Annotated in this window: 11 protein-coding genes and 1 pseudogene; 5 read left to right on the forward strand and 7 right to left on the reverse strand. The window is 38.3% G+C overall.

The genetic code is table 11. From position 1 onward, the window contains the following. Window positions 1-2 precede the first annotated feature (2 nt). A pseudogene (locus HJG58_RS15075) lies at window positions 3-119 on the reverse strand (hypothetical protein). A 192-nt stretch (window positions 120-311) separates the two neighbouring features. Here HJG58_RS15075 and HJG58_RS15080 point away from each other — a divergent pair. Beyond that, window positions 312-665 carry a RidA family protein gene (locus HJG58_RS15080; protein ID WP_170249527.1) on the forward strand — a complete coding sequence of 118 codons (354 nt, stop codon included), beginning with the start codon at window positions 312-314 and terminating at the stop codon, window positions 663-665. Between the two features lie 154 nt (window positions 666-819). Here the strand turns inward: HJG58_RS15080 and HJG58_RS15085 are convergent, their stop codons facing one another. The 4 genes from HJG58_RS15085 to HJG58_RS15100 all read right to left on the reverse strand — a co-directional run bounded on the left by HJG58_RS15085 (window position 820) and on the right by HJG58_RS15100 (window position 6,039). After that, entirely contained in the window at window positions 820-1,320 is a 501-nt protein-coding gene (locus tag HJG58_RS15085; RefSeq protein WP_170249528.1) for a DUF2726 domain-containing protein, read from the reverse strand. 313 nt (window positions 1,321-1,633) lie between these two features. Beyond that, window positions 1,634-4,012: a YgiQ family radical SAM protein gene (locus tag HJG58_RS15090; protein WP_057077470.1), complete on the reverse strand. Its 2,379-nt coding sequence runs from the start codon at window positions 4,010-4,012 to the stop codon at window positions 1,634-1,636. 212 nt (window positions 4,013-4,224) lie between these two features. Further along, window positions 4,225-5,484, reverse strand: coding sequence for an esterase-like activity of phytase family protein (locus HJG58_RS15095; RefSeq protein ID WP_170249529.1), 1,260 nt, complete (start codon window positions 5,482-5,484; stop codon window positions 4,225-4,227). Between the two features lie 150 nt (window positions 5,485-5,634). After that, window positions 5,635-6,039, reverse strand: coding sequence for a helix-turn-helix domain-containing protein (locus HJG58_RS15100; protein ID WP_170249530.1), 405 nt, complete (start codon window positions 6,037-6,039; stop codon window positions 5,635-5,637). 81 nt (window positions 6,040-6,120) lie between these two features. On the opposite strand from HJG58_RS15100, the gene HJG58_RS15105 reads away from it, so the two are divergent. The 4 genes from HJG58_RS15105 to HJG58_RS15120 all read left to right on the forward strand — a co-directional run bounded on the left by HJG58_RS15105 (window position 6,121) and on the right by HJG58_RS15120 (window position 8,318). Continuing rightward, window positions 6,121-6,606, forward strand: coding sequence for a DUF2938 domain-containing protein (locus HJG58_RS15105; protein WP_170249531.1), 486 nt, complete (start codon window positions 6,121-6,123; stop codon window positions 6,604-6,606). Window positions 6,607-6,624: 18 nt separating this feature from the next. Further along, window positions 6,625-7,191, forward strand: a complete 567-nt coding sequence (locus tag HJG58_RS15110) for a flavodoxin family protein (RefSeq protein WP_130174268.1) — start codon at window positions 6,625-6,627, stop codon at window positions 7,189-7,191. Between the two features lie 4 nt (window positions 7,192-7,195). Then, window positions 7,196-7,429: a DUF2798 domain-containing protein gene (locus tag HJG58_RS15115; protein WP_086398721.1), complete on the forward strand. Its 234-nt coding sequence runs from the start codon at window positions 7,196-7,198 to the stop codon at window positions 7,427-7,429. A gap of 307 nt (window positions 7,430-7,736) precedes the next feature. Next, on the forward strand, window positions 7,737-8,318 hold the full coding sequence (locus HJG58_RS15120; protein WP_171545310.1) for a lytic transglycosylase domain-containing protein: 582 nt from the start codon (window positions 7,737-7,739) through the stop codon (window positions 8,316-8,318). A gap of 55 nt (window positions 8,319-8,373) precedes the next feature. Here HJG58_RS15120 and cysK read toward each other — a convergent pair whose 3' ends face one another. Both cysK and HJG58_RS15130 read right to left on the reverse strand, forming a co-directional pair. After that, window positions 8,374-9,372 (reverse strand): cysteine synthase A, encoded by a 999-nt coding sequence (cysK, locus tag HJG58_RS15125; RefSeq protein ID WP_170249532.1) that lies wholly within the window; start codon window positions 9,370-9,372, stop codon window positions 8,374-8,376. A gap of 199 nt (window positions 9,373-9,571) precedes the next feature. Continuing rightward, window positions 9,572-10,297, reverse strand: coding sequence for an AAA family ATPase (locus HJG58_RS15130; protein ID WP_170249533.1), 726 nt, complete (start codon window positions 10,295-10,297; stop codon window positions 9,572-9,574). Window positions 10,298-10,539 lie beyond the last annotated feature (242 nt).

Consider the following 10,539-nt stretch of genomic DNA (forward strand, 5'->3'; position numbering starts at 1 on the left):
GACTACTTTTCACCCAAAAGAGCAAACTTTAAACAAAATAGACTCCCTTTTACTGAAACTTTAGAGTAACCTAATCAACGCATATTCATTACCCATGTATTTGCAACATGCCAAAGCAACCTTTACTTTCGGCATATCGTCCTGTGATTGGCGTGACGACCAAATCCGAATATTGCAGGGCTCTTCTGATACATGGCTTAGATATCCTTTCATCACAATAATCTACTGAAATTCTTTTCGACTTGCTTGCACCGACCTAGCAACTCTTCATAAAATCAAAACTATTAAATAAAACCACATTAGAGCATTTTATGACGGTAAAGCGTTTACACGTTACTTCACGCTACTGCGAAGTTGCGACTTCAGGTAATTTGGTACACTTAGCTGGGCAACTCGCAGATGATACAAGCGTAGATGTTACAGGACAGACTCAACAAACTTTAGATAATATTGACCGCCTATTGGCAGAAGCTGGAACAGATAAAACCCATATCCTTTCTGTCATGATTTTTTTAAAAGATATTGAAAAAGATTATGCAGCAATGAATGCGGTTTGGGATGCATGGATTAGCGAAGGGAACCCACCAGCACGTACATGTGTAGAATCCAAACTCTATGCGCCAGACGTGCTTGTAGAAATGACGGTTGTTGCGGTCCTTCCATAATTTTCATTGATTTTAATCAATAAAAAACTGAGCAATATTGATTAGGATAGTGCTCAGTTTTTTTATGTTTTTAGAAGTTTTAATTTCAGCATTTTATTCAAATCTTCTTTAATGAGTCCTAAAATTAAATTGCTATGACATCTAGGCATAGCGTCTAAGACTTCACAAAAGCGTTTGACATTCTTTCTAGCTGCGGTGTCGCATGTAAAGTTGCCAGCTCTGATTCTGGACTCAATAAATCTCTTCTTAAGTCATGATAATCAGGCACAGCGCTATAATGCAACACACGATAGCCAGCCAGTTGTAATAAACGACGTTCATATTGTTGATGCGCTCGGCGTAAACCGTTTTCCCCCAGAACAACGACTACAACCACCTGATAATTTTGATCAAGTACAACAAAATCAGCTGCCATATTTTGATATTTTCGACGTGTATGCGCATATTTTGTAGTTAATAATGCATCAAAGGATACATGTGCCAACACGGTAAATTTAGGTAAAACTGTTTGTAGTCTGGTTAATGTCATTTGCTCATGACTAGTTAACACTGCACGGCGCTTTAAAGCACTATCATGTTGATGCCTTCGTGACAGACTTTTCACTGCCATAACAACAACCAGAAATAGTAATAAGATCGTGATTAAATAATACATGGGCCTAATCCTTTAAGTTTTTTATAATGATTTTGCTAGATCACACTTTGTTTTAATTGATAACGACACAGCCGTTTTTTAAAAGGTTCACTTAGTAATTTCACTTGTAGTTATCAAGCTTGGCTTAAATTTAGCCACCCTCACATTATTTATAATCATAGAGTCAACAACAATCAAGTGCAGCTCGTCAGATTTTGGCTATTTCTCATTATTCGTTACGTTTTTGTACTTTAAATCCTCAAAAATCTCACTATACGATTTAAATAGAGTCATGAAAAACAAAAAAGGCTCTGTTTAAGAGCCTTTTTTATCATTATCCACGTGCTTTTGACTTTGGTTTACTTTTCCCACCAAACGGTCTTTTTTCTCCTGTTTCACGAGGAGGCAAACCATTATGTTGCGTTAGAACCTGTCCTTTTTGTGGACGCTTCTGATTCGAATGATTATTCGTTTGCTGGTTATTTCGTTTAACCGAATCACCTGCTGTAGACGAATTTTTCTTACGAGCAGACTTATATTCCCCTTCTGTGCCTTTTGGCTGATAAGTCGGAATTAAATGCTGCTTCGAATTACCAATTAAATCTGCACGCCCCATCTCTTTTAAGGCCTCACGAAGTAATGGCCAGTTGTTTGGATCATGATAACGCAAGAAAGCTTTATGCAGACGACGGCGTTTTTCACCTTTTACAATATCAACTTTTTCAGTATAGCGAGCTACTTTAGCAAGCGGGTTTTTACCCGAATAATACATGGTTGTTGCAGTTGCCATTGGCGATGGATAGAAAGTCTGTACCTGATCGGCACGGAAACCATTCTTTTTCAACCAAATTGCAAGGTGCATCATGTCATAATCTGAAGTACCCGGATGCGCAGCAATAAAGTAAGGAATTAAATATTGCTCTTTTCCTGCTTCTTTACTGAAACGGTCAAACATTTGTTTGAAACGATCATACGTACCAATACCCGGTTTCATCATCTTAGATAACGGGCCTTGTTCGGTATGTTCAGGAGCAATTTTTAAATAACCACCAACGTGATGTTGTACTAACTCTTTCACATATTCAGGGTTTAGTACCGCAAGGTCATAACGTAAGCCTGAACCAATCAGAATCTTCTTCACACCTTTAATAGCGCGCGCTTTACGATAAAGCTGCACTAAAGGCGCGTGATCGGTATGTAAGTTTTGACAAACACCCGGATAAACACAAGAAGGTTTACGGCAGTTCTTCTCAATTTCTGGATCTTTACAGTGCAAACGGTACATGTTTGCTGTTGGACCACCTAAGTCTGAAATAATGCCGGTAAAGTTTGGTGCTGTATCACGGATTTTTTCAATCTCACGTAAAATCGAATCTTCCGAACGGTTTTGGATAATACGACCTTCATGTTCTGTAATCGAACAGAACGTACAGCCGCCAAAACAGCCACGCATAATGTTGACCGAGAATTTGATCATATCAAATGCAGGGAAACGAGCATCACCATAAGTAGGATGTGGCAAACGTGCATAAGGTAAATCAAACACATAATCCATTTCCTCAGTGGTTAGAGGAATTGGAGGAGGGTTAATCCACACATCTCGTTCACCATGGCGCTGCACCAACGCACGGGCATTACCGGGGTTGGTTTCAAGGTGCAAAATACGGTTTGCATGTGCATAAAGCACTTGATCATTTGCCACTTCTTCAAAGGAAGGTAAGCGAATAACCGCCAACTCTCGTGGTGGTAATTTGTGTTTAATTGCTTTTGACGGTGCTGGCTTTAATTGAACGATTTGAGTGTCATCATCAAGTTTGTCACCTTCACGCACAATCGGATTTGCAACAATCTCTTTTTGGAAATTTTGATACTGAGCTAAAGAGTTACCCTTTTCTTTCTCAACCTCACAGCCGTCAATATCTTCTGTCATGACATATGGGTTAATAATTGGATCAACACGCCCAACCGTATCTACATCATTACTCGCAACTTCAACAAACTTTGCTTTTGATGCCTTGTTATGTTTATTAATAATAAATGCCGTACCACGAACATCAGTAATCTCGTGGATTTTTTCACCTTTAGCCAAACGATGCATCACATCAATAATGGCACGCTCACCATTACCATACATGAGCAAATCGGCTTTTGAGTCCATCAAAATCGAACGACGGACTTTATCTGACCAATAATCGTAGTGGGCAATACGGCGTAAACTGCCTTCAATACCCCCCAATAACACAGGTACATCAGGGAAAGCTTCTCGACAACGCTGGCAATATACCGTTGCTGCACGGTCAGGACGTTTGTTCGGCTCATTGTTTGGAGAGTAAGCATCATCTGAACGAATTTTACGATCTGCCGTATAACGGTTGATCATCGAATCCATATTACCTGCTGTCACACCCCAAGCAATGGTAGGCTTACCTAAAACGCGGAAGCTTTCAACATTGGTCCAGTCTGGCTGTGCAATAATTCCGACACGAAAACCTTGTGCCTCAAGCACACGTCCAATCACACCCGATACAAATGATGGATGGTCAATATAAGCATCACCACAGACTAAAATAAAGTCACAAGCATCCCAGCCGAGTTGGTCCATTTCTTCTCGTGACATCGGCAAAAATGGTGCGGGTTCAAAACACGACGCCCAATATTTGTCGTAATCAAACAACGCTTTTGGCGCAGTTTGCATGGTGTAGGCAGTAGACATGGCTTGCGAATCTCGGCTAGCAGATGAAGGAGAGACATCTAAAGATGAAAGCCGATCATTTTAACATGAATTTCATTCATTTTCCCTGTTTATAAAACATGCGAAAACAACAATATAGAAATTAATTTGATTAAAGTTTACTCAATATTTTATTCTTAGATTAAATACGGCGGAATAAAATCCGCCGCAGTTTTAGTTTTTATTTATAGAGCTTAGAACAAAGCTTTTGGCAAACGAATTTGAATAATCTCGTTATCGTCAGCTAGTTTTGCGTTACGTCCTGTAGAACCAGGGAAATTATTATCATTGAAAACCGTCAGCGTTGTGCCATTTTCAATAATCACATCTTCAATGGTTTCAAATGGGAAAGCAAAAACCTGTCCCGTACCAATATCACCTGCTCTAGCTGTGCCATACAGCATATTCGGGTTAGCAATTTTAATTAAATCGACTAAGTCTTCACGGCTTACTAGCTGGCCTGACTCATTCAATTTAATACGAATTAATTTTTTATAGCCGCCTAAATTATTCTGCGTTGCATCACGTTCAATAATAATGCCTTCCTTATCATTAAAGAGTTGGAAGTCACCAATATTGGTTGCCTTACTGTCTAACTGGAACCAATAATATTTTCCTGTATACGCTTTTTTCTTCACATCAAATTGAGAAATCAATAATTGTCTTTCTGTTTCTCGAATTGACTTAATTGGCTTTTCTATAAGTGGGTAAAGATACTGTCCATCTGGTGAAATTGCCATTCCTTCAAAACCACCACTTTGCTGAACTAGAGGTTCTACAAAATTAATTTGCGCTTTATTAAATTGATTTTGTGGTGAACGTAATTCTTGAGTCGGATTTAACGGATTTGGCAGAGCAATCGGCGCATCTAATAACACGCCATCTGCTGAAAAATGAAGTAAATAAGGTCCAAACTCATCTCCAATCCAGTAGGTCCCGTCACTAGTACGCTGCATCGACTCTGGGTCAAAATCAGCACCCGTTAATAAACGCTCAGCTGTATCACCATTCACGATATTAAATGGAATTAATTTGTTCGGATCACGCAGCTGAATAAAGCTTTGTACAGTAACTTGGCTCGTGCCTTTAGTTTTAGTTTTGAAATCAGGCTTTATTTTATAAATACGAAGTAAAAAGTCTGATGAATTATCTTGAGTGCCAAAACCGTTATCGGCCATTGCCATATAACTGCCATCTTCATTTTTTAATGCAGCAGAAAAGCCTTGTACAGGTTGACCCTTAAATGGAGGATAAATTCCATTTGCACCTTTCACATATGCCCCAGAGTCTGGGCCAGCCGCATAAGTTTCTACAGGTAATTTGGCAAAAGAAATTAAGGTCGGTTCAGTAACTTTTTCATTAGGTGAATTTTGTTCTTGGTCGTTATCATCATTACATGCCGCCAATCCTAAACTGGCGCAGCATAATAATACTGCGAATGTTTTTTTGCTCATGGTTTTATACAGTTGGTAAAAAATTAAGCAAATTTAATCAAGCTTATATGAAGTTTTTACTTCAAAAAGATGAAATCTTTATGGCGAAAATATGACAAGACTAACTATTTAATACAATCTTAAAAATTCGACCTCTTCGCTGAGAACTGATTAAAGTTTTGTTGGCTGATATTCTCCAGCAATTGCTGCTTTTAAAAATTTTTGGAAAGTTGGACATTCCATATGATTTTCAGCAGGACATACAGCAGCATGTTCTAATCCTTGGCTGATAAAATGCAATCGTTTTGCCATTTGCTCTAATTGTTCAGCTTTATCTTTTAATTTTTGCCGATCAAGCTCAGGCTTACCATCTTGTCCAAACATTGTGGCGATCTCATTTAAAGAAAAACCCGCAGCACGACCTAAAGAGATTAATGCCAATTGATCAATGACCTGCTTGCCATATTGTCGACGTAAGCCTTGCCGCCCTATCGATTTAATTAATCCCTTCTCTTCATAAAAACGTAGTGTAGCCGTTGTGACTTTTGCCTTTTTAGAAACTTCACCAATATCCATAATAGCCTCTTGACTTCAAGTGAACTTGAATTTGCACAATAAATTTATCACGTTTCATACGTATAAAAGCAAGGTGTAAAAATGAATACCTCTATTTTGTTCTTTCAAGCTTTATGTCTTGGTATTGGTGCAACCGTCGTTATGGATATATGGCTATTAATATTAAAGATGTTCAAAATTCCGACCTTAAATTTTGCCTTCCTCGGCCGCTGGGTTGGTTGGATATTTCAAGGGAAACTCATCCATCAATCTATTGCAAAAAGCCCTCAACTTAAGGGCGAATATTTATTGGGTTGGATTGCTCACTATAGTGCTGGGATTATCTTTGCATTGAGTTTTCTTTTCATTATTGGTTCAACTTGGCTTAGCCATCCTCAGTTTTACTCAGCTCTAATGTTTGGTGTAGTCACCATTCTCATTCCATTTTTTATTATGCAACCTGCGATGGGTAGTGGCTTTGCTTCATCAAAAACACCTCATCCTTTTTTGAACTGTCTAAAAAGTTTAATAAACCATAGTGTTTTTGGCTATGGCTTATATCTCACTGCAAAACTATTTCAAATTTAAATAAAGAGGAGACTGCTCATGAAAACTGTTGCCATCATTTACCATAGCCGCCAAGGCCACACCCAATTTATTGCTCAGCAAATTCAAACTGGTATTTTGAGCCATCAAGATATTGAAGTAGATTTACTCAATACCGAAGATATTATCAACAGCCCAGAAATTCTTATCCAATATGAGGGCTTAATTTGGGGAACCCCCACTTATTTAGGTGGTGTATCCTCCAAGTTAAAACAACTCATGGATGCAACTGGTCCATTATGGAAAAAACAAAGTTTTAAAGGAAAATTAGCGGCTGGATTTACCGTTTCATCTCTTCCTGCTGGTGATAAACAATCCACGCTAATTTCCATTTTTACCTTTTGTATGCAACACGGTATGCTCTGGATTGGCAATCCAATTCTGCCAGAACAACATCAAGGTGTTGCCTATGCAAAAGCAGCTAACCGTCTCGGTTCATGGTCAGGCTTAATGGCTCAAGCTGAACATGGCAGTAATGCAGCTGGTTTTGATGAAGGAGATATTAAAACCGCTCAACAATTTGGAGAAAATTTTGCATTGACCTTAAGTGCTTATCAAGGAATATAAGGCCGTGAAAGCACAGAAACTTTTATTCCTCTTAATTTTATCGGGAATGATGTCTTTTATAGTTTCAGGTATTTCAACTTTCAAGGTTGTAGGGCTAAATCATCACTTCGTTTCATTATGGGTATCAGCTTGGATTATTGCATGGATATTAGCTTTCCCAAGTGTATTGATTTGTGCTCCTATAGCCCAGAAACTAGTCGACATCATATTTAAGAAAGTTGAAAAAGCACGTCTGTAAGTTAAAGCGTACAAAACTTGCGGTGATTTTCGGATATTCAGCTTTAGTATTTTTTCATAGTATATAAATCATAGAGAGACAGGATGTCTCATTGAAGAAGAATAAGAACGCAGGAAGCGGTAGTTGACAGGAGTTAGCTACATAAAGCTGAATACGAAGAAACCTCGACAGGATGTCGGGGTTTTTTCATTTCAATTATACAAAATTCTTACTTTCTAGATGTGCTGAGCAACAGAACTTATATTGATCTGATAAGTACGGCTGAATACCATCATTTCATTTAAAATTTGATTATTGGTTTTGTATTTTGCTTACCTCATCTTTAGCTCAAGATCATTTTGGACCATCACAATTACACCGCCTTAGCCTCAAATTTTTTATTATTGCATTGATGACAATAATGACAGGGTGTACAAGCTTAGGACCTAACAGTGGCTCATTTTCTTGGCGCTCTAATAAGCTCTCATCAGGCTTACAAAAAGCTTATTCTGTTCCAGCGAGCACAGCCAATCGGCTATCGCCAATGATTATTCAAAGTGCTGACCAATATAATGTCCCCCCTCTTTTACTCGCAGCAGTCATCAGGCAAGAGTCTAGTTACAATAGTAATGCTCGCTCTCCTACTGGTGCTGTCGGTTTAACTCAAATTATTCCGAGTTATTGGCAACAAACTTGTGCTGGGAATTTGTATGATGAACCTACTAATATCCAATGTGGGGCTTATATTTTGAATCACTATTATCAGTCAGCTGATAGTTGGTTCAAAGCAACAGCTTATTATAATGTGGGACCGACTGGATATGAGCGAAGCTTCTGGACCCGACACAAAGCAAAAAAATATGCTCGATCTGTGAAACGTCATCAGAAAACTTTAAAAAGTGCATTATAAATTAAGTTCGAATAAAAAAGCCCATCTATTAATGGGCTTTTTTATATAGTTAATTTTATTCGTCAAATAAACCTTCAAATAAAACAGAAGATAAATAACGTTCCCCACTGTCTGGCAGAATAACAACTATTGTTTTATCAGCATTTTCAGGACGTTCTGCAATTTTAGCAGCCGCAGCCAAAGCTGCTCCACTTGAAATACCCACTAAAATGCCTTCCTGCGTTGCACAATTTCTTGCCCACTGAATTGCTTCTTCACTAGTTATTGGTAGGACTTCATCAACAAGATCTAAATCAAGATTCTTTGGAATAAAGTTCGCACCAATTCCCTGAATTTTATGTGGTGCAGGTGTAATATTCTCACCATTTCTAGTTTGAGTAATAATTGGAGACTCAGCAGGTTCAACGGCTACAGAATACAAAGGTTTATTTTGAACTTGTTCGAAATAACGAGAAATACCAGTAATTGTGCCACCAGTACCTACACCCGCAACCAAAATATCGACTTGTCCACCTGTTGCTTGCCAAATTTCAGGACCAGTTGTATCTACATGGATTTGTGGATTGGCTGGATTTTCAAATTGCTGAGGTAGGAAATAAACATCTGGTTGTTCAGCTGCTAATCGCACAGCTTCATCAACTGCACCTTTCATCCCTTTCGCTGGTTCAGTTAAAACTAAATTGGCACCGAGTGCTTTTAACACTTTTCTACGCTCAAGACTCATGCTTGCAGGCATAGTTAAAGTAATTGGGTAACCCTTAGCCGCTGCAACGAAAGCCAACGCAATCCCCGTGTTACCACTGGTTGGTTCAATAATATGCATGCCTTCTTTTAACACACCACGCTTTTCTGCATCTGCAATAAGTGCAGCTCCAATACGGCATTTCACAGAAAAGGCAGGATTACGACTTTCTACTTTCGCTAATACAGTTGCACCAGTTTTAATTAAACGATTGATACGAACTAAAGGAGTATTACCAATAGCTTCTGCATTATTTGAATAAACTGCGATACCTAAATTATTGGGTATTGGGAATTGCTGATCGGTAGACATGTTATATCCTTATTAGATTTGGAATGATTCTGAATCATTATAGACTTGTGGAATTAGGAGAAAAGCAGTAAAGATAAAAATTATAAAAAATAAATATTTTTCAATATTTTAAGTATAAAAAATAAAAGTAAATGACCCTTTTAACTCAATGCATCATGACCAAAAAATAACGAGTAAACAAGCATTAATCTTCTACTCCTTATTGCTCATCCAGAATTTGCGCTAATCTCTTTTGGTAATTATTCAAAAAATCCTTTGTTACTCGGAAATGTTCAGTTTCTTCATAGCTCACCTGTTCAATTCCCGATTCCGAAAACTGGTAAATTTTTGCATTTGGGTACGCCAAAAGGATAGGGGAATGTGTTGCAATAATAAATTGGGATTGTGCCCGACATAAACGATCTAGGACTGATAGCGTTGTCATCAGCATGGTTGGCGATAAAGCGGCTTCCGGTTCATCCAAAAGATATAAACCTTGTCCTTTTAACTTCATGGTTAATAGCTTTAAAAACCCCTCCCCATGAGAACGCGTATGTATATCTCCACCGTAACCCGCCAGATAATCTATTTCTTTCATATAAGTTGCCACGTTATAAAAACTTTCGGCCCTTAAAAAATAATAGTCCTGAGGCTTTTTATAGCTTTTTATTGTGCGCAGAGATTGATACAAAACAGAACTAGTGGTAGCCGTATTCAGTTGAACATTGCGTGTCCCGCCTTCTTCCGAAAAGCCTAATGCCAGTGCCAACGCTTCGAGAATAGTGGACTTGCCTGAACCATTTTCCCCAACAAAAAATGTAACATCAGGATGAAATTCAATATTTTCCAAATCATTTACTGCTGGAATAACATAGGGATAACTGGCCCAGTCCAAGCCCTCTGGAGCTTTCAGCTTTATGGCTCTGATATAAGGTTTTTCTTCCATAATACTATTAGAAATCTATTTTCACTCTATAGCATAGTGAATTTTGAGTAGCAATAACATGCTTATACAGTTCTCAACGCCTTAATTTGACGCTTTTCTTATCCATAAAAACTCTACTTTGAAACAGTTGAGCCAAGAATAAGCTCTTAAAACATTTTTCTCATACAAAAAGCAACACCCCCATTCATAGGAATGGGGGTGTTTGGAATAATGAGCTGGCGATGACTTACTCTCACATGGGT

The organism is Acinetobacter geminorum (assembly GCF_013009345.1).
Taxonomy (GTDB): domain Bacteria; phylum Pseudomonadota; class Gammaproteobacteria; order Pseudomonadales; family Moraxellaceae; genus Acinetobacter; species Acinetobacter geminorum.